An 18,857-nucleotide genomic window follows, 5' to 3' on the forward strand; every position below is an offset into this window, starting at 1 on the left:
GCGCGGGCGGCCCGAAAGGCCGTCTGTCCCGGACGGGCCGGGCCGCCAGACCGTTCGGGACGCCAGACCGTTCGGGCCGCCGAACGGTCCGGGCGACCCGAGGCGCCGCCGCTCAGCCGCGTTCCTCGGCCTTGGCGCGGTTCCAGAGCGCATCCATCTCGGCCAGCGTCGAATCCTGCGGCCCGCGCCCCTCTTCGGCCAGATAATCCTCGATCCGGCCGAAGCGGCGGGTGAACTTGCGGTTGGCCGCGCGAAGCGCCGCCTCGGGGTCCAGCTTCAGGTGGCGCGCGAGATTGGCCATCACGAACATCAGATCGCCGAATTCCTCGGCCACCTCTGCCTCGGTCAGCGTCTCGCGCGCCTCGACCAGTTCGGCGGCCTCCTCGCGGATCTTCTCGACCACGTCGGCGGGCCCGGGCCAGTCGAACCCGACCCTTGCGGCGCGGTTTTGCAGCTTGACCGCCCGGGTCAGCGCGGGAAGCGTCTGCGCCACCCCGTCGAGCACCCGCGCCGCGCCGCGCTCGCGCGCCTTGGTGGCCTCCCAGGCGCGGCTCTGCTCCGAGGAACTGCGGTCGGGCGCGCGCTCGTCCCCGAAGACATGCGGATGCCGCGCCACCATCTTGTCCGAGATCGCTCGGGCCACATCCCCGAAGGCGAAGAGTCCGGCCTCCTCGGCCATTCGGGCGTGGAACACGACCTGCAGCAGCAGGTCGCCAAGCTCCAGCCGCAGCTCGTCGAAGGCGCCGCGCTCGATCGCATCGACGACCTCATGGGCCTCTTCCAGCGTATAGGGCGCGATCGAGGCGAAATCCTGCTCCAGATCCCAGGGACAGCCGCGCGCCGGATCGCGCAGCCGCGCCATGATCGCAAGCAGGCGCGGCAGCCCGCCGTCGGGGTCGTGGATCAGCGCGTCCTGGTCTTGCATCTTCGCGGGCTCCGGCTTGGGGATTGTCGGGGCCAGACTAGCGCCTTGGCGGGCAATGTCACGGGGCGGGATGCGGCGGTGGATTTCCGCACCGGACCCTGAGGGCCGTCGGCGCAGGCGTCGACGGGGGCGGCGATGCGGGCCGGGAAAAGCCATGCCCCCCCCGTGATGCGGCATCCCGGCCGCAGGCCGCGCGCCCCGGGGCCGACGGCGCGACCTTCCCGCCGTCCGACCGCGAGATCGGCCGACCAAGGTCCCGCTTCAGGCCCGGCCCAGCTTTTCCAGCCGCGCCGCGCGCAGCCGGGCGAAATCCTCGCCCGCGTGATAGGAGGACCGGGTCAAGGGCGTCGCCGAAACCATCAGGAACCCCTTGTTCCAGGCCGATTTCTCATAGGCCGCGAATTCCTCGGGCGTGACGAAATCGGCGATTCGATGATGCTTGGGCGTGGGTTGCAGATATTGGCCCACTGTCAGGAAATCGATATCGGCCGAGCGCATGTCGTCCATCACCTGAAGCACCTGGGGCCGGGTCTCGCCCAGGCCGACCATGATGCCGGATTTGGTGAACATGGTGGGATCGAGATCCTTCACCCGCTGCAACAGCCGCAGGCTGTGGAAATAGCGCGCGCCGGGGCGGACCTCGTGGTAGAGGCCGGGCACTGTCTCAAGATTGTGGTTGAAGACGTCGGGCCGGGCCTCGACCACCTTTTCCAGCGCCTCGGGGCCGCAGCGCAGGAAATCGGGCGTCAGCACCTCGATCGTGGTCGCGGGGGCGCGGTGGCGGATCGCGCGAATGGTCTGGGCGAAATGCTCGGCCCCGCCGTCGTCGAGGTCGTCGCGGTCGACCGAGGTGACCACGACATGGTTCAGCCCCAGTTTCGAGACCGCATGGGCGACCCGGCCCGGCTCGAACGCATCGAGGTTCTGCGGCTTGCCTGTCGCGACATTGCAGAAGGTGCAGCCGCGGGTGCAGATCTCGCCCATGATCATCATGGTGGCATGGCCCTGCGACCAGCATTCGCCGACATTGGGGCAGCCCGCCTCCTCGCAGACGGTGACGAGGCGGTTTTCCTTCATGATGTCGCGGGTCTTGCGATAGCCCTCGGAGGTGGGCGCCTTGACGCGGATCCAGGACGGCTTTTTCGGCTGGGCCTGGTCGGGGCGATGCGCCTTTTCGGGGTGGCGCTGGTCGGGGATCTTCAGATCGCGCATTTCGGCTTCCTGTCGGCTTCCTGTCGGCTCCACCGGGGCGCCGGCGCGGGGGCCGGAGGTGACGGGCCTGCGGGTGAGGGACGACCCGTCGGAGGCGCCGCCCGGCATTTTCCCCCTTACAAGTCGGGGATCCAAGACATAAGCCGAACCGAGCCACATGGCAACGCATCCAACGCGCCTGCCTGTCGCCTGGAACGCCGGGAAAAACCGGCACCATCCTGTGGAGGGACAATGTCCAAGGAAATTACCATATCCAAGAAATTCACCGCCGAGGTGATCGGCACTTTCATCCTGGTCTTCTTCGGCTGTGGCGCCGCCGTGATCGCGGGCGCGGACGGCACCACCGGAGTGGGGCTGACCGGGATCTCGCTTTCCTTCGGTCTCGCCATCGTCGCGGCGGCCTATGGGATTGGCGCGATCTCGGGCGCGCATCTGAACCCGGCGGTCTCGCTCGGCGCGCTGCTGGCGGGGCGGATCGACGGCGCGACCTTCGGCGCCTATGTCGTGGCACAGGTCCTGGGCGCGGTGCTGGGGGCGGCGGTGCTCTACCTGATCGCCTCTGGCAGCGCGGGCTGGGACGGCGGGCTGGGCCAGAACGGCTATGGTCCGAACTATGGCGCGGGCTACAACCTGACCTCGGCGCTGGCGTTCGAATTCGTGGCGACCTTCCTGTTCGTCACCGTGATCCTGGGCGCGACCGCCGCCGGGGCGGCCCCGGGCTTTGCCGGGCTGGCCATCGGCCTGACGCTGGCGATGATCCATATCGTCGGGATCAAGATCACCGGGGTCTCGGTCAATCCGGCGCGCTCGATCGGGCCTGCGCTGTTCGTGGGGGGGGATGCGCTGAAATCGCTCTGGGTCTTCCTTCTCGCGCCGCTGGCCGGGGGCGCGCTTGCGGGCGTGCTGCATGCGGCGGGCGTGACCCGGGCGGATTGAGCCTTTGAGGGCACCGAGTTGACGAGGGGCCGTGCGGGATCCGCGCGGCCCCTTTTCCTTTGCGGCTTGACCGGATTTGCACCCCGGCGCTTGATCGCGATCAAGGCGCCGCCCGCGCCGCCGGGCGAGGTTGACCCCCGGTCGCGTCGGGTGCGAGTCATCGCGTGGCAATAGGCGCGGCAAAAGGGGCGGGCGGATGACGGGTTTCGAACTGGCGATGGCGATCCTGGCGCTTCTGGTGACGCCGGGGCCGACCAATACGCTGATGTTCCTGGCCGGGGCCGAGCGCGGCGCGCTCAGGGCGATGCGGCTGATCCCGGCCGAGCTTTGCGGCTATCTTGCCACGGTCCTTCCGCTGACGCTGTTCGGCGCCGCCGTGCTGGCCGACCGGCCCGGGCTGCGCGCCGGGGTCGCGCTGGCGGCGGGGATCTGGGTGGCCTGGCTCGCGCTCCGGCTGTGGCGGCTGCCCGATCCGGCGCGGGTGCAGGCCTCGGTCGACGGGCGCACGGTCTTCGTCACCACGCTTCTGAACCCAAAGGCGCTGATCTTCGGGCTGGTGCTTCTGCCCGCGCCCGAGGGGGTCTGGATCAACCTTGCGCATTTCTCGGCCCAGGTGGTGGCGGTGGCCTGCCTCTGGGCCCTTGGCGGCGCGCTGATCGCGGCGCGGCGCGCGGGGGGCGGCAGCCCGCCCTGGGTGCGCCGCGCGGCGGCGGTCTGGCTGGGCGGGCTGTCGGTGCTTCTGGTCCTTCGCGGGATCGGCGCGGCCTGAGCGGCGCTTCCTGGGCCGGGGATCAGCCGATCAGCGGCCCCGACCGGCCATAGGTCTCGTCGTAATGGCGGCGCAGCCGCATCAGAGCGATCCGCAACACGATCTTGCCCGAGCGCGCGGCCCATCCCATCCGCCGCTCGGCGCTTTCGACGCCTTCGAGAAAGCAGCAGACCCGCAGGGCCACGTCGCCCAGGCCCGGGCCCAGATCGGCAAGCGCCGCCGCCACCCGGTCGCGCGCCCGGCCCGAGCCGTCCGCCGGGCCCGAGGCCGCAAAGCCGCCGCGCGTCCCGGCGGTCAGGAACCTTTCCCAGTTCTGCGCCACCCGGGGCCCCATCTGCGCCAGTTCGAAATCCTCGCGCAGGCGCTCGGCGGCATTGACCAGTTCGGGCGGCAGGAAGGGCGTGCCGTCCTTGTCGCGCCGCCGCCCCAGCACGGTGATCGGGCTTTCGGCCAGATTGACCCGGGTGCGGCGCGGGCCGTCGTCGGCGATGGTCTGGCGCTCGCCCCAGATGCGGTGCTGGTCGGCGAAGGGGGCGGCCGATTCGGCCAGGCCGGGGGTGCCGGGCGGCACCTCGCCTGCCATCCTTTCCCCGGCCATCCTTCCCCCCGCCATGCGCCGCAGCGCCGCGCGGCCCGAGGGCGTGATCGCATAGGTCGAGATCCGGCCCGGCTTGCGGCAGGCGATCCAGTCCCTGAGGCTGAAGGCCTGGGCCATGGCGCGCTCCAGCACGGCGGTGCGGGTGCTGGAGCCGTCGGGCAATTCGCGCAGCACCACCGCCTTTTCCATATCCGGGGCGAAGGCCAGCACCGCGCCCGGCTCGACCAGGCGGCGCAGGATGCGAAAGCCCTCGCGGCGGATCCGGGCCTCGTCCGGGAGGCCTTCGGGCGGCAGGCCTTCGGGCCGCGGGCCGCTGCGCGAGGGGCCGGGGGGCGCGGGGTGGGGGTGTCGCATGGCGGCGGTCTCCATCTGGAAAGGGGGGTGGGATGTCGCACCGGATCCGGCGCGGCTGAGCGCGGCCAGCGCGCCATCCATCAACGGGTCGTCGCGGCGCGCCTCATAGCGGCGGATCTGGCGCATCACGGTCGAGGGGTTCAGCCCCGCCGCCCGCGCCAGGGCCCGAAGCGATGCGCCCTCATCGGTATGTTTCAGATAGAGCCGCACCGGATCGGGCAACCAGGCGGGCAGGGCTGTGCAGGGCGGCTCCGAATCCCTTGGGCGGGGGTGCTTCGGGCCGGGGGCGGTCGCGCGGGGGCCGGGCGGGGAAGACGGGCTCGGGGTCAAGGCTGCGCTCCTCGGGGTTGGACAATCATGGGTTGCATGTCCGCATCTTGCACAAATCATACCGATAACGTGAATATGGTTACTTGTCCGTTAACTGTTTACCTTCTGTCGATAATCGTAACCAAAACCTAAACAATCCGGAACTCGCCGCACGGTTGTATTTCCGGTGCCGCAACGCGAGCCCGGACCGGGGCAGACTGGCACCCTTGTCGAAGGAGGCTGCCGATGTCCGATTTTCCCATCCCCGACCTTGCCGCCCCGGATCTGCGCCGGGCGGTGTCCGAGCTGCGCCGGCCCGGCATCCTGATGCGCGCCACGCGCTTCGGCCTTGCCGAATACCAGCGCGGGCGGCTTCTGAAACGCCTGACCCCGGGCGAGACGCGGCCCGAGCGGACGGTGCCGCGCCTCTACGCGCTGGAGGCTGCGATGGAGGCGCGGCGGCGGCAGGGCGATTCGATCTATTCGGTCTCGGACCATATCGAGGTGCTGGTGGCGCTGGTCGCCGAGGCCAGCCTGCTGCGCCCCAATGTCGAGCCGAGCCCGCGTCCCTCGGTCGACACGCCGAGGATCTACCTGGTGACCGGCGGCGCGGCGCCCGGAGCCATCGCCGGAGAGCGCCCGAATGCGACGGTGCCGCGCCCGGCGGCGGCAGGAAGGGGACGGGGCCCCGGACCGGGCGTGACCCTCTGCGCGCTTCCGGCCTCCTGGGCCTGATCGGGCGCCCCCGCTCGCGCGCCCTCATCGCGGCCGCGCGGGCGACCGGCCCCGCAACCCTTGCGCCGCTCCCACATGGAAACCGGCCTCTGGTCGGCCTATCCGTCCGCCGGCAGGATCCCCAGCCCGCGCAGATAGATCCCCATCGCGGTCTCCAGCAGATCCTCGGGCGAATAGGGCAGGGGCGCGCCATTGCCGCGCAGGAACAGCTCGACCACGCCATGCGCGGTGGCCCAGACATGGGCGGAAACCATGTTCGCGGGGGGGCGCCGCGCGGGCGGAAGCGCGGCCAGAAGCCCCTCCGCCGCGCGGTCCATGGTGGCGCGGGCGCGGTTCGCCACCAGCGCAAGCTCGGGGTGTTCGCTCGCCTTCACGCCGCTTTCGAACATGGCCTGGTAATGGCCGGGATATTTGCGCGCGAAGGCCATATAGGCCCGGCCGGTGGCGGTGAAGGCCGCAAGCGCGCCGGGCCGCCCCTCGTCCCAGGCGTAATCCAGCAGCGCGGCGAAGATGTCGAAGCCCTGCCGCGCCACCTCGGCCAGAAGATCGTCGCGCCCGGCGAAATGGCGATAGACCGCCGCGGGCGTGACATCGGCGGTCTTCGCCGCCTCGGACAGGCTGAACCCCTGCGGCCCGCGCCCCGAGATCAGCGAAAGCGCCGCCTCGACCAGGGCCTGGCGGAGATTGCCGTGATGATAGCCGCGTTTCAATCTTTCGCCTTGCCGCGCTTCTTGCCGCCGGTCCTGCCCGCCGCCTTCCCGGATGCGGCCTTTCCGGGCTGGGCCTTCTCGGCCCGCGCCGCCCGCTCGGCGCGCAGATCCGGCGTGCCGCAGATCTTCGGATCCGGCGTGCCGATCAGGGCGGGGTCGCGGCCCGCGAAGTCGATCCGCCCCAGGATGGCCTGGATCGCGGCGATCCGGGCGCGGCGCTTGTCGTCCGAGAAGATCACCGTCCAGGGCGCCGCCTCGGTATGGCTCTTCTCCAGCGTCTCGTCGATGGCGGCGGTGTAGTCGTCCCATTTCGCCAGCCCCTCGATGTCGATGCGGCTCAGCTTCCATTGCTTCAGCGGATCGCGCTCGCGCGACAGGAAACGCTTCAACTGCTCGGCCCGCCCGACCTGAAGCCAGATCTTGATCAGGATCACGCCCTCGTCGACCAGCATCTTCTCGAAATCCGGCACCTGGCGGAAGAACTTGCCGCGCTCCTCCTCGGTGCAGAAGCCGAAGACCTTCTCGACCACGCCGCGATTGTACCAGCTTCGGTCGAACAGCGCGATTTCGCCGGCCGCGGGCAGCCAGTCGATGTAGCGCTGGAAATACCACTGCCCGCGCTCGCGGTCCGAGGGCGTGGACAGCGCCACCACATTGGCCACGCGGGGGTTGAGGTTCTCGCGGATCGCGCCGATGGTGCCGCCCTTTCCGGCGGCGTCGCGGCCCTCGAAGACCACGACCACGCGCTTGCCGCGGGCCTTCACATCGGCCTGCAGCCGGACGAGCTGGCGCTGGAGCCCCTCCATCGCCGCCTCGTAATCCTTGCGCTTCATCTCCTCGCGATAGGGATAATCGGCGGTCAGGATCGACTTTCCGTCGTCCTTCTCGATGGCCTCGCGCACCGGGGCCGGGGCCGCCTCGCGGAAATAGCGGCTGATGGCGCCGTCGAAGGGCAGGTCTTCCATGGGTTCTCCGTCACTGGCCGTCCCGCCCCCATCATGACCCGCAAGCGACCCGCGCGCAATCCACCCGCCCCCCTCGCACCCCACCCGTCCCAAAGCCTCCCCCCATTCTTCTTTGCAAAAATATCCCGGGGGTGAGGCGCCAAAGGCGCCGAGGGGGCAGCGCCCCCTCCCTTCCGCATCGCCCGCACCGACAGCCATGTCACCCCCCGTCCGCGCCCTGTCTTCCCTTCGCCATCCCGCCGTGCTAGCAGCGCGCCATCCGAACGGGCCGGAACCGATCTTGCGGCCCCAGAACCGATGGAGAGCCCGATGGCCACCGAACGCACCCTGTCGATCATCAAGCCCGATGCGACCAAGCGCAACCTGACCGGCAAGGTCGTCGCCAAATTCGAGGAAGCGGGCCTGCGCGTCGTCGCCTCGAAGCGCATCCAGCTCTCGACCGCCCAGGCCGGCGAATTCTACGCCGAGCACAAGGAGCGCCCCTTCTATGCCGAGCTGGTCTCCTTCATGGTCTCCGAACCCGTGGTGGTGCAGGTGCTCGAAGGCGAGGGCGCGATCGCCAAGAACCGCGAGGTGATGGGCGCGACCGATCCGGCCCAGGCCGCCGACGGCACGATCCGCAAGGAATTCGCGCTTTCGAAGGGCGAGAATTCGGTCCATGGCTCGGACAGCCCCGAAGCGGCGGCGCGCGAGATCGCCTTCTTCTTCTCGGGCCTCGAACTGGTGGGCTGAACCGCCCGCGCCGCCGCCTCACGCGGTGGCGCAAGGCCAGGCGCCCGGTCGCCGCTCGCGGTGGCGCCCGGACAATCCGTCCGTGCCGCCGCGTTCAGGGATGGCGCGGGACCACGCCGAAGAACCGAAGGGCCGCCTCCAGATCGGAGCGGCCCTTTTCGCTGCTGCCCGCCACTTCGGCCTTTATCGCGTCGAATCGCAGGCGAAGGGCCTTCTTCTCCTCGCCCCGGCAATCGTTCCAGGGGCGGCCCTGAAGGCCCATCACCAGCACATAGAAGCCGATGAAATGCGGCGCCGTTCCGGCGCGGAGCAGCCGCCGATAGGCTTCCTCGGCGCCGATCGCGCGCAGGCTTTCGGCGTCATGGATGCCGATCCGGGCAAAGGCCGCCTCGGTCGCCGGGCCCAGATTGGGGATGGAGGAGACGGGCTGCGGGGCCGGGTCCGCGGCGCGGGCTCCGACACGGCGCGCCATCGGCTCGTTCCCCAAAGGTCCGCCCGCCACAGCCTCCGCCACAGCCTCGGTCGCCACGGCCTCGGCCGCCGGAACGTCCTTCGCCGGTGATCCCTTGCCGGAGCGGCTGTTCATGGGCGGTCCTCCGGGGTGGAGACAGGTGGGTTGCAGGCGGAAGAAATGCCGGGGGGCAAGGCGGCACCACGCATCGGGATGCCAGGGGCAAGCCTCGCGGTCGGCGTGCTTTGCGTCAAGGGGGCTGGCGCCCGGCTGGCGGGGTGGTGGAGCAAGCGCGAGGAAGAGGCGCAGAAAGGGCAGGGCGGGCCTTGGGCGCTGCGCCGCCGTCCCGGGCGGGACGGCTCGGCTGCCGGAGAGGCCCGCGGTCGGGCGAACTTCCAAGCGCCTCGCCCGCTTTCGACGCGCTCCGCGACGCTTCGATCAGGAGGTGTCCGGGCCAAGCCGAGCGTGCTGTCATTGCGACCGCGAACCGGCGATTTTAAGGACGCCGATCAAGGTCGCAGCCTCTGGCGCGCCGTAGACCCTCACACCCGTGGGCGCGGGGGATCAGGTCGCTGAACCGGCGCATCCGCCCGTCAATCCTCCCGCCTCGGGCGGGGGGATCGGTAGGGGCCGGAAGGGCCCAGGCGGAGCAGGGACCCGGCGAAACCGGCCGGGCTCAGATCGCGGCCCAGTCCTTGAAGACGGTCTTGCCGCCCTGCTGCTGCTGGGGCGGGGGCGCGCTGCCCTGCTGCTGTTGCTGGGGTTGCGAGGGCAGGGGCGAGCCCTGCTGGGGTTGTGCATTTGCCATCTTGCTGCTCCGGGAGAATGGTTCTTGCCGTGGCGGGCCATTTGCCCGCTCACCATGGCAAGCGCAAGGCCGGATGATGGCCGGATTCCTCGCCGATATTCACATCCGCGCGACCTGTTGCCGCTTCTCCACAGGCTGCATACACAGCATTTTCATGCCGCATTCGCGGCATTCCGGGCCCGGCATCGGGCCGGGCCGCTTCCCGGGCCGTTGCCCTGTCAGCCCTTCACTTCGCCGGCACTTCGCTGGCCGGAAATCCGATCGCCTCCAAGGCGCGCAGAAGGGGGGCGGTTTCGCCCCCTTCGACGGTGACGCGGCGGGCGGGCAGGTCGATCTCGACCCTGCGCGCCAGCGGCGCGAGCGCCGCCTCGACGCTGGCGCGGCAATGGCCGCAGCTCATGTCGGGAACGCTCAGGATCGTGGTTGCGGCGGCGGTCATCGGGGCACCTCTGGCTTCGGGGCACGCGCCCGGAAAGGGGGCGCCTGTCCGGCCTCTCTGGGGCTTCCGGCAGCGGGAAGGTCAAGCCCCGTCATCCGGGGCGCGGCCGGGGCGGGACGATACGCCGCAGGGCGGGGCCGATGACTTGAGGGGGGGGCATGCGGCGGCGGGGGTTGACCTTCCAGTCACCGGAAGCCCCATATGGGATGCGAAAGGGGATTTTCCATGTCCAGCCCACCCATTCCCGAGCCCGTTCCCAAGAATGCCGTTTCCCAGATCGCGACCGCAGCGCCGCCCCCGGCCGACGCCCGGCCGCAAGCATCCGCCGAGACCGCGCGCTTCGCCGTCGAGGGGATGACCTGCGCCTCTTGCGTCGGGCGGATCGAGCGCGGCCTCTCGGCCCTGCCAGGGGTCGAGGCGGCGGTGGCGAACCTTGGCACCCGCGAGGTGCGGGTGCGCTTCACCGCCCCCGCCACGCGCGAAAGCATGGCCGGGACGCTTGCCGGGATCGGCTATCCGGTCCGGCCCGAGACGGTCGAGCTTTCGGTCGAGGGGATGACCTGCGCCTCTTGCGTCGGGCGGGTCGAACGGGTGCTGAAGGCCCAGCCCGGCGTGATCTCGACCACCGCGAACCTGGCCACCCGGCGCGCCCGCGTGGTGACGCTGGAGCCGCTCGACCCCGAGCGGCTCGCGGCGCTGGTGCGCAAGGCGGGGTTCGAGGCGCAGCCGCTGGCCGAAGCCGCCCCCCGGGCCGAAGGCTCCGAAGAGCGCGCGCTATGGCGCGATGCGCTGATCGCGGGGATCCTGACGCTGCCGGTCTTCGTGACCGAGATGGGCGGCCATCTGGTCCCGGCCTTCCACCACTGGCTGCACGGGCTGACCGATCCCTGGAACCTGTGGCTGATGCAATTCGTGCTGACCACGCTGGTCCTGGCCTTTCCGGGGCGGCGCTTCTTCGCCAAGGGCCTGCCCGCGCTGGCCCGCCTTGCCCCCGACATGAACAGCCTGGTGGCGCTTGGCACCTTCGCGGCCTGGGCCTATTCCAGCGTGGTGACCTTCCTGCCCGGTCTGGTCCCGGCCGAATCGCAATCGGTCTATTTCGAGGCGGCGGCGGTGATCGTGGTGCTGATCCTTGCCGGCCGCGCGATGGAGGCGCGGGCGCGCGGGCGCGCGGGGGCGGCGATCTCGCGCCTGATCGGGTTGCAGCCCCGGACCGCGCGGCTTGAAAGCGGCGCCGAGGTGCCGGTCGCAAGCCTGCTGCCCGGCATGCGCGTCACCCTGCGCGCGGGCGAACGGGTGCCGGTCGACGGCCATGTGGTCTCGGGCCGCTCGGCGGTGGACGAGAGCATGCTGACCGGCGAGCCGCTGCCCGTCGCCAAGGAACCGGGCGCAAGCGTGACCGGCGGCACGGTGAACGGCACCGGCGCGCTGGTGGTCGAGGTCTCGGCCGTGGGCTCGGATACGGTCCTGGCGCGGATCACCGCCATGGTGGAAGAGGCGCAGGGATCGAAACTGCCGATGCAGGCGCTGGTCGACCGGGTGACGCTGTGGTTCGTGCCCGCGGTGATGGCGGTGGCGCTGGTCGCGACCCTGGCCTGGCTGGCGATCACCGGCGACATGGCGCGGGCGCTGGTCGCCGGGGTCTCGGTCCTGATCATCGCCTGTCCCTGCGCGATGGGGCTGGCGACGCCGGTCTCGATCCTGGTGGGCACCGGGCGGGCGGCCGAGATGGGGGTGCTGTTCCGGCGCGGCGAGGCCTTGCAGCGGCTGGCCGATGTGAAGCGCATTTCCTTCGACAAGACCGGCACCCTGACCGAGGGGCGGCCCCGCGTCACCGCCGTCCATGGGCCCGAGGAGATGCTGGCGCTGGCGGCGGCGGTGGAGCGCGGCAGCGAGCATCCGCTGGCGCTGGCGGTGCTGGAGGCGGCGGCAGAGGCAGGGTCGCCGGTCCCCGTGGCCACGGATTTCGCCGCCCGCCCCGGCTATGGCGCCGAGGCGACGGTTGAGGGCGGGCGGATCGGGGGCGCCCAGATCGAGGGTGGACGGATCGGCGTCGGATCGGCGCGGATGTTCGGCATGGTGCCCGAGGAACTGGCCCGGATCGCGGCCGAGGCCTCGGCGCGCGGCGAAAGCCTGATCCATGTCGGGCGCATCCACCCCGATGGAGGGGGCGAGGTGCTTGGCCTGATCACCGTCGCCGACCGGGTGAAGCCGCAATCGGCCCGCGCCGTGGCGGCGCTGAAGGAGATGGGCGTCACCCCTGCGATGATCTCGGGCGACACGCCCGCAGCGGCGCAGGCGGTGGCGGCGGGCCTGGGGATCGAGGAGGTCCATGGCGGCATCCTGCCCGAGGGCAAGCTGGCGCTGATCCGCGAGACCCGGGGCGCCTTCGTCGGCGACGGCATCAACGACGCGCCCGCGCTGGCGGCGGCCGAGGTCGGGATCAGCATGGGCACCGGCACCGATGTCGCCATCGAGGCGGGCGACGTGGTGCTGATGCGGGGCGATCCGCTGGCGGTCGCTTCGGCGCTGAAGATCGGGCGGGCGGTCCTGCGCAACATCCGCGAGAATCTCGTCTGGGCCTTCGGCTACAACGTGGCGCTGATTCCGGTCGCGGCGGGGCTGCTGGTGCCGTTCGGCGGGCCGCAGCTTTCGCCGGTGCTGGCGGCGGGGGCGATGGCGCTGTCCTCGGTCTTCGTGCTGTCGAACGCGCTGAGGCTTCGCTTCGTGAGGGATGTGCGATGAACATCAAGGAGGTCGCCGAGCGCGCGGGCCTGCCCGCCAAGACCATCCGCTATTACGAGGAGATCGGCCTGATCCGCCCTCTGCGCGCCGCCAACGGCTATCGCAGCTTTCGCGAAAGCGACCTGCACAAGCTGGCCTTCATCGGGCGGGCGCGGGGGCTTGGCTTTTCCATCACCGATTGCCGGGCGCTGCTGGCGCTATACGAGGACCAGGGCCGGGCCAGCGCCGATGTGAAGGCGCTGGCGGGGGCGCATCTGGCGCAGATCGCCGCCAAGATCGAGGAATTGCGCGAGATGCAGGCCACGCTTTCGGCACTGGTGCGGGCCTGCGCGGGCGACCAGCGACCCGATTGCCCGATCCTGACCGGGCTCGCGCTTGGCAAGGCGGAGGCGGGGAGCGGGGCGGCCTGCTGCGGCTAGGGTGCGCGCTCTCGGTCGCGGCCGGGGGGAGGCTTTGAGCGGCATCGCGGCCGGGAGGGGCCGTCCGGTCGCAGGCGCCAGGGGGGGCGTGTGCGAGGGGCGCGCGCTGCCTCAGGCCACTTGCAGGATGCGTCGCAGCGGGTGGTTCTCCTCGACCAGATCGGCCAGGCTCACCCGGTCGAGCCGGGCGTAGAAATCGTCCAGCGCATCGTTGAGCAGGCAGGACAGGCGGCAGACGCCCTTGAGCGGGCATTTGCCGTCCTCTTGCCCGATGCATTCGGAAAACGGCAGCACGCGCTCGAAATCGCGAAACACCTGGCCCACGGTGATCTGGTCGGCCGGGCGGCCCAGCGTCAACCCGCCCGCGCGGCCCCGGATCGTATGCAGATAGCCCTTCTGCGCCAGAAGATGGATCACCTGCGCCAGATGATTCTCGGAGGCCTCGCAGCATTCGGCGATCTCCTGGCGGCGCACGATCCGCTGGGTGTTCACCGCGCAGAACATCAGCGTCTTCATGGCAAGGCTGGTTCGCATCGTCAGGCGCATCGCGGTTCCTCCTGTGGGTTCGGGCGGCAGGGTTGGGCGGCAGGGCAGGGCAGGGGCGGGGGTAGGACTGGGGGCCCGGACCCGGCCATTTCGCCCGCGGCGGGGGCGACCCGCCATGACATAGATCAGAAATGCCTTTTATCTGCGCGTTTCCCCCGCCGCCGCCCGGGCGGGCCGCATATCGGGGCGGCAAAGGGGCCGAAGCCCGGCCCGGGCCGCGCCCCGGGGCGCGGCGAATGTCTAGCATTCTGATTTGAAAGGCGTTATCGCAAGGGCGCGCGCGGATGCGGCCCGGTTTCGGGCCGGTTCCGCCGTGCCGGATGCGGCCCCGGGCCCTCATGCGGCGGTGCAGCAACCGCTTGACGCTTGCCTTGGCGCAACTAGGCTTGACGCCAAGACCCGACCCAAAGGCAGGTGCCCCTTGACCGATCTGAGCCTCACCACCCCCTCCGCCCTGAAATCCGACATCCTGCGCCATCTGACCTTCACCCTGGGCAAGGACCGGCCGAACGCGAGCCTTTACGACTGGCGCATGGCGCTGTCCTACGCCATCCGCGACCGCATCGTGGAACCGTGGTTCGCCTCGACCCGCCGCACCTGGGCCACCGGCCACAAGCGGGTCTATTACCTGTCGATGGAATTCCTGATCGGCCGCATCCTTGAGGATGCGACGATCAACCTGGGGCTTTACGACGCCGTGGGCGAGGCCATGGCCGAATTCGGCCAGGACCTGCGGCTGATCATCGAGGACGAGCCGGATGCCGCGCTCGGCAATGGCGGTCTGGGGCGGCTGGCGGCGTGTTTCATGGAAAGCATGGCGACGCTGGGCTGTCCGGCCTATGGCTACGGCATCCGCTACGAACACGGGCTGTTCCGCCAGCGGTTCGAGGGCGGCCGCCAGGTCGAGACGCCCGAGGACTGGCTGAAACAAGCCCATCCCTGGGAATTCCCGCGCCCCGAAAGCGCCTATACCATCGGCTTCAAGGGCCATGTCGAACATCGCGACGGCAAGGAGGTCTGGCATCCCGCCGAGACGGTGATCGCCGAGGCCCATGACACGCCGGTGATCGGCTGGCAGGGGAAATGGGCCAATACGCTGCGCCTGTGGGCCGCGAAACCCACCACGCAATTCGATCTTGAGCGGTTCAACCGCGGCGATTACGCCGCCGCGGCCGAGCCCGAGGCGCTGGCGCGGACGCTTTCGCGCGTGCTCTACCCCGACGACACCACCTATCAGGGCAAGGAATTGCGGCTGAAGCAGGAATTCCTGATGACCTCGGCGGCGCTGAAGGACATCCTGCGCCGCTATCTGGCGGCCTGGAGCGACCTGCGCGACCTGCCCAGACATGTCGCGATCCAGATGAACGACACCCATCCCGCCATCGCCGGACCCGAGCTGATCCGGCTCTTGCACGACGAACACGGCATGCCGTTCGAGCAGTCGCTGAAGACCGCCCAGGCCTGCCTTGGCTACACCAACCACACCCTCCTGCCCGAGGCGCTGGAACGCTGGGCCACCTTCACCTTCGGCAATGTCCTGCCGCGTCACATGCAGATCGTCGAGCGGATCGACCAGTGGCACAAGGAAGAGAACCACTCGCGCCCGCATTACGTCGGCATCCTCAAGCATCACGAGGTGCGGATGGGAGAGTTGGCCTTCATCATGGCCAACAAGGTCAACGGCGTCTCGGCGCTGCATTCGGAACTGGTGAAGAAGAACCTTTTCCCCGAGCTGAACGCGCTGCATCCGGGCCGGATCGTCAACCAGACCAACGGGGTGACGCCGCGCCGCTGGCTGCGGATGGCGAACCGCCCGCTCTCGGGCCTGATCACCGAGACCATCGGCGCGGGCTGGGAGAGCGATCTCGACCGGCTGAAGGGGCTGGAGCCGCATGTCGGGGACAAGGGCTTCCGCGACGCCTTCGATGCCGCGAAGCGGATCAACAAGGTCGCGGTCTCGAACTGGATCGGGGCGGATTTCGGCATCAAGGTCACGCCGGACGCGATCTTCGACGTGCAGGTCAAGCGCATCCACGAATACAAGCGCCAGTTGCTGAACATCCTGGAAACCATCGCGCATTGGCACAAGCTGCGCTCGGGCCAGATCGCCGATCCGGTGCCGCGGGTGAAGATCTTCGGCGGCAAGGCGGCGCCGGGCTATGCGGTGGCCAAGGAAATCATCCGGCTGATCAACGACGTGGCCCAGATCGTCAACAACGATCCCAAGACCGGCGATCTGCTGAAGGTGGTCTATCCGGCGAATTACAACGTCTCGATGGCCGAAAGGCTGATCCCCGCCGCCGATCTGTCGGAACAGATCTCGACCGCCGGGAAAGAGGCTTCGGGCACCGGCAACATGAAATTCATGATGAACGGCGCGCCCACCATCGGCACGCTGGACGGCGCCAATGTGGAAATCCTTGAAGAGGTGGGGGCCGAGAACTTCTTCCTCTTCGGCCTGACCGCCGAAGAGGTGATCGAGCGCCGCAAGATGCCCGAGCACGAAAAGGCCGCGATCGAGGCCAGCCAGGAATTGCAGGACGTGCTGCAGATGATCGCCGAGGGCCGCTTCTCGCCCGACGAGCCGGGGCGCTACCACGGCATCGTCCACGGGGTGTGGCATCATGACTATTTCCTCGTCTCTTCGGATTTCGCAGACTTCCACCGCGCGCAGGGCGAGGTCGATCTCGCCTTCGCCGACCGGGATCGCTGGGTGAGGATGGCGGCGCTGAACACCGCGCGAAGCGGTTTCTTCTCTTCCGACCGGACGATTCGCGGTTACATGAAGGATGTATGGGATGTGACCTCGGCGCTTTGACCGGCGCGCTTTGCCGGGGCAGGGGGCGCCTTGGCCCGGCATCCCCGGAAGTGGAAGGTCCGCTGTGACGGCAAGGGTGGAAGAACGAGCGATGCAGAGTGAACCCGGACGGGGAGGTCTGGGCGAGGAAGAGGCCCGCGCCATTGCCGAGGGGCGCCATGGCGATCCTTTCGCCGTTCTGGGCCCGCACAGGGTCGAGATCGCGGCGGAAGGCGGGCGGGCGCGGCCGAAGTGGCGCATCTGCGCCTTCGTGCCCGGCGCGCTGCGGCTTTTCGTGCTGACCGGACGCCAGACCGCCGGACGCCAGACCGAGGCCGAGGCCCGGCCCTATCCCGGCATTCCGGGCCTGTTCACCCATGTCCTGCCGCGCAGGGCGGCCTATCGGCTGCGGGCCGAGACGCCGGATTCGGCCTGGGAGTTCGAGGACCCCTTCCGCTTCGGCCCGGTTCTGGGCGAGATGGACGAATATCTGCTGGGCGAGGGCACGCATCGGCGGCTCTGGCAGGTGCTCGGCGCGCATCTGGTCACGCATGAGGGCGTGGCGGGGGTGCATTTCGCGGTCTGGGCCCCGAATGCCGAGCGGGTCTCGGTGGTGGGGGATTTCAACACCTGGGACGGGCGGCGCCATCCGATGCGGCGGCGCGGGCCCACCGGGGTATGGGAGATCTTCGTCCCGGGCCTGACCGAGGGCGAGACCTACAAATACGAGATCCGCGGCCCAGGCGGCGCGCTCTTGCCGCTCAAGGCCGATCCGGTGGGATTCGGCTCGGAACATCCGCCCCGGAACGCGAGCGTGGTGCGACGGATCGGCGGCGCCTTCGGCGATGCGGAATGGATGGCGGGGCGGGCGGGGCGCAATTCGGTCGATGCCCCGGTCTCGATCTACGAGGTGCATCTGGGCTCGTGGAAGCGGGCGCCCGGGGGGCGGATGCTCTCCTACACCGAACTGGCGCGGGAACTGGTCGAATATGTCGAATGGATGGGCTTCACCCATATCGAGCTGCTGCCGGTTTCCGAATATCCGTTCGACGGAAGCTGGGGCTACCAGCCGGTGGGCCTGTTCGCCCCCACCATCCGCCACGGCACGCCCGAGGAATTCCGCGCCCTGGTCGATGCCGCGCATCGGCGCGGGATCGGGGTCATCCTTGACTGGGTGCCGGGCCATTTCCCCACCGATCCGCATGGGCTGGGCCGGTTCGACGGCACCGCGCTTTACGAGCATCAGGACCCGCGCGAGGGTTTCCATCAGGACTGGAACACCCTGATCTACAACTACGGCCGCAGCGAGGTGCGCAACTATCTGGTCTCGAACGCGCTGTATTGGCTTGAGGAATACCATATCGACGGGTTGCGGGTGGATGCGGTGGCCTCGATGCTTTACCGCGACTATTCGCGGCCCCAGGGCGGATGGGTGCCGAACAAGGATGGCGGGCGCGAGAATTACGAGGCGATCGCCATGCTGCAATGGATGAACAGCGTGGCCTATGCCGAAGCCCCGGGCATCCTGACGGCGGCCGAGGAATCCACCTCGTTCCCCGGCGTGTCGCGGCCGGTGGACCAGGGCGGGCTGGGCTTCGGCTTCAAATGGAACATGGGCTGGATGAACGACGTGCTGCGCTATATGGCGCTGGACCCGGTGCACCGCAAATTCCACCACAACCAGATGACCTTCGCGCTGGTCTATGCCTTCAGCGAGAATTTCATCCTGCCGATCAGCCATGACGAGGTGGTGCATGGCAAGGGCTCCATGCTGGCGCGGATGCCGGGGGATGGCGAACAGAAGTTCGCGAACCTGCGGGCCTTCTACGGTTTCATGTGGGGCCATCCGGGCAAGAAACTGCTGTTCATGGGCCAGGATTTCGCCCAGGGGCGGGAATGGAACCACGACCAGAGCCTCGACTGGCACCAGACCGGGCTTGCGCCCCATCGCGGCGTGCAGCTTCTGGTGCGCGACCTGAATGCGGCCTACCGCGCCAATCCGGCGCTGCATGTCCATGACTGCCGCCCCGAGGGTTTCGAATGGATCGAGCCCGACGACGGCGCCAATTCGGTCTTCGCCTGGGCGCGGCGCGGGCGGGCGGGGGATCCGCCGGTGGTGGTGGTTTCCAACATGACGCCGGTGGAGCGGCGCTACCGCCTGGGCCTGCCCGAGGCCGGGCGGTGGGATGAGATCCTCAACACCGACGCGCAGGTCTACGATGGCGGCGGGCGCGGCAATCTGGGCGGCGTCGCGACCGAGGCGCATCCCGCCCATGGCCGCGCGCAATCGGCGGTGCTGACCCTGCCGCCGCTGTCGACGCTGTGGCTGCGCCATGTGCCGGGGGAGGGGCCGGGGGGAGGGGGCGGAAATCCGGTGGCGGACTGACAGGGGTCTGAATGGGATCTG

The 18,857-nt window shown here is 69.7% G+C and carries 17 protein-coding genes; 8 read left to right on the forward strand and 9 right to left on the reverse strand.

Annotated elements, in window-relative coordinates; all coding sequences use genetic code 11:
• Positions 1-112 precede the first annotated feature (112 nt).
• Together mazG and lipA are read right to left on the reverse strand one after the other, a co-directional pair.
• A complete protein-coding gene (gene mazG, locus ABNX41_RS01270) occupies positions 113-925 on the reverse strand; it encodes a nucleoside triphosphate pyrophosphohydrolase (protein ID WP_438667900.1) in 813 nt (270 codons plus the stop codon).
• A gap of 261 nt (positions 926-1,186) precedes the next feature.
• The gene (gene lipA, locus ABNX41_RS01275) at positions 1,187-2,137 is read right to left on the reverse strand and encodes a lipoyl synthase (RefSeq protein WP_438667901.1); all 951 of its coding nucleotides are present in this window, start codon (positions 2,135-2,137) and stop codon (positions 1,187-1,189) included.
• Between the two features lie 249 nt (positions 2,138-2,386).
• Between lipA and ABNX41_RS01280 the strand changes: the two genes are divergently transcribed.
• Both ABNX41_RS01280 and ABNX41_RS01285 read left to right on the forward strand, forming a co-directional pair.
• Positions 2,387-3,073: an aquaporin gene (locus tag ABNX41_RS01280; protein WP_438667965.1), complete on the forward strand. Its 687-nt coding sequence runs from the start codon at positions 2,387-2,389 to the stop codon at positions 3,071-3,073.
• A gap of 196 nt (positions 3,074-3,269) precedes the next feature.
• Positions 3,270-3,842 carry a LysE family translocator gene (locus ABNX41_RS01285; RefSeq protein WP_438667902.1) on the forward strand — a complete coding sequence of 191 codons (573 nt, stop codon included), beginning with the start codon at positions 3,270-3,272 and terminating at the stop codon, positions 3,840-3,842.
• 22 nt (positions 3,843-3,864) lie between these two features.
• Here the strand turns inward: ABNX41_RS01285 and ABNX41_RS01290 are convergent, their stop codons facing one another.
• Positions 3,865-5,016 carry a DUF6456 domain-containing protein gene (locus tag ABNX41_RS01290; protein WP_438667903.1) on the reverse strand — a complete coding sequence of 384 codons (1,152 nt, stop codon included), beginning with the start codon at positions 5,014-5,016 and terminating at the stop codon, positions 3,865-3,867.
• A 333-nt stretch (positions 5,017-5,349) separates the two neighbouring features.
• Between ABNX41_RS01290 and ABNX41_RS01295 the strand changes: the two genes are divergently transcribed.
• The gene (locus tag ABNX41_RS01295; RefSeq protein ID WP_438667904.1) at positions 5,350-5,838 is read left to right on the forward strand and encodes a DUF6477 family protein; all 489 of its coding nucleotides are present in this window, start codon (positions 5,350-5,352) and stop codon (positions 5,836-5,838) included.
• A 98-nt stretch (positions 5,839-5,936) separates the two neighbouring features.
• On the opposite strand, the gene ABNX41_RS01300 is transcribed toward ABNX41_RS01295, so the two are convergent.
• The gene (locus ABNX41_RS01300; RefSeq protein ID WP_438667905.1) at positions 5,937-6,548 is read right to left on the reverse strand and encodes a TetR/AcrR family transcriptional regulator; all 612 of its coding nucleotides are present in this window, start codon (positions 6,546-6,548) and stop codon (positions 5,937-5,939) included.
• Positions 6,545-7,513, reverse strand: coding sequence for a polyphosphate kinase 2 (gene ppk2, locus ABNX41_RS01305; protein ID WP_438667906.1), 969 nt, complete (start codon positions 7,511-7,513; stop codon positions 6,545-6,547). Before ppk2 ends, ABNX41_RS01300 begins: the two co-directional genes overlap by 4 nt.
• Positions 7,514-7,822: 309 nt before the next feature.
• On the opposite strand from ppk2, the gene ndk reads away from it, so the two are divergent.
• Positions 7,823-8,245, forward strand: a complete 423-nt coding sequence (ndk, locus tag ABNX41_RS01310) for a nucleoside-diphosphate kinase (RefSeq protein WP_438667907.1) — start codon at positions 7,823-7,825, stop codon at positions 8,243-8,245.
• Between the two features lie 94 nt (positions 8,246-8,339).
• Here ndk and ABNX41_RS01315 read toward each other — a convergent pair whose 3' ends face one another.
• The 3 genes from ABNX41_RS01315 to ABNX41_RS01325 form a co-directional block, all read right to left on the reverse strand.
• The gene (locus ABNX41_RS01315; protein ID WP_438667966.1) at positions 8,340-8,717 is read right to left on the reverse strand and encodes a TfoX/Sxy family protein; all 378 of its coding nucleotides are present in this window, start codon (positions 8,715-8,717) and stop codon (positions 8,340-8,342) included.
• A gap of 655 nt (positions 8,718-9,372) precedes the next feature.
• The gene (locus ABNX41_RS01320) at positions 9,373-9,504 is read right to left on the reverse strand and encodes a hypothetical protein (protein WP_438667908.1); all 132 of its coding nucleotides are present in this window, start codon (positions 9,502-9,504) and stop codon (positions 9,373-9,375) included.
• Between the two features lie 226 nt (positions 9,505-9,730).
• Positions 9,731-9,943: a heavy-metal-associated domain-containing protein gene (locus ABNX41_RS01325; protein WP_438667909.1), complete on the reverse strand. Its 213-nt coding sequence runs from the start codon at positions 9,941-9,943 to the stop codon at positions 9,731-9,733.
• A 225-nt stretch (positions 9,944-10,168) separates the two neighbouring features.
• On the opposite strand from ABNX41_RS01325, the gene ABNX41_RS01330 reads away from it, so the two are divergent.
• Positions 10,169-12,688, forward strand: coding sequence for a heavy metal translocating P-type ATPase (locus tag ABNX41_RS01330; protein WP_438667910.1), 2,520 nt, complete (start codon positions 10,169-10,171; stop codon positions 12,686-12,688).
• A complete protein-coding gene (cueR, locus tag ABNX41_RS01335; RefSeq protein ID WP_438667911.1) occupies positions 12,685-13,107 on the forward strand; it encodes a Cu(I)-responsive transcriptional regulator in 423 nt (140 codons plus the stop codon). The genes ABNX41_RS01330 and cueR overlap by 4 nt, the downstream gene beginning before the upstream one ends.
• A gap of 111 nt (positions 13,108-13,218) precedes the next feature.
• Here cueR and ABNX41_RS01340 read toward each other — a convergent pair whose 3' ends face one another.
• Positions 13,219-13,653, reverse strand: a complete 435-nt coding sequence (locus ABNX41_RS01340) for an RrF2 family transcriptional regulator (RefSeq protein ID WP_438667912.1) — start codon at positions 13,651-13,653, stop codon at positions 13,219-13,221.
• Between the two features lie 421 nt (positions 13,654-14,074).
• On the opposite strand from ABNX41_RS01340, the gene ABNX41_RS01345 reads away from it, so the two are divergent.
• Both ABNX41_RS01345 and glgB read left to right on the forward strand, forming a co-directional pair.
• Complete coding sequence (locus tag ABNX41_RS01345) at positions 14,075-16,471, forward strand: glycogen/starch/alpha-glucan phosphorylase (protein WP_438667913.1); 2,397 nt, start codon at positions 14,075-14,077, stop codon at positions 16,469-16,471.
• A 91-nt stretch (positions 16,472-16,562) separates the two neighbouring features.
• Entirely contained in the window at positions 16,563-18,836 is a 2,274-nt protein-coding gene (gene glgB, locus ABNX41_RS01350; protein WP_438667914.1) for a 1,4-alpha-glucan branching protein GlgB, read from the forward strand.
• The last annotated feature ends 21 nt before the right edge of the window (positions 18,837-18,857 follow it).

Origin of the sequence: Pseudogemmobacter sonorensis (genome assembly GCF_042762395.1) — a bacterium.
Classification (GTDB): Bacteria; Pseudomonadota; Alphaproteobacteria; order Rhodobacterales; family Rhodobacteraceae; genus Pseudogemmobacter; species Pseudogemmobacter sonorensis.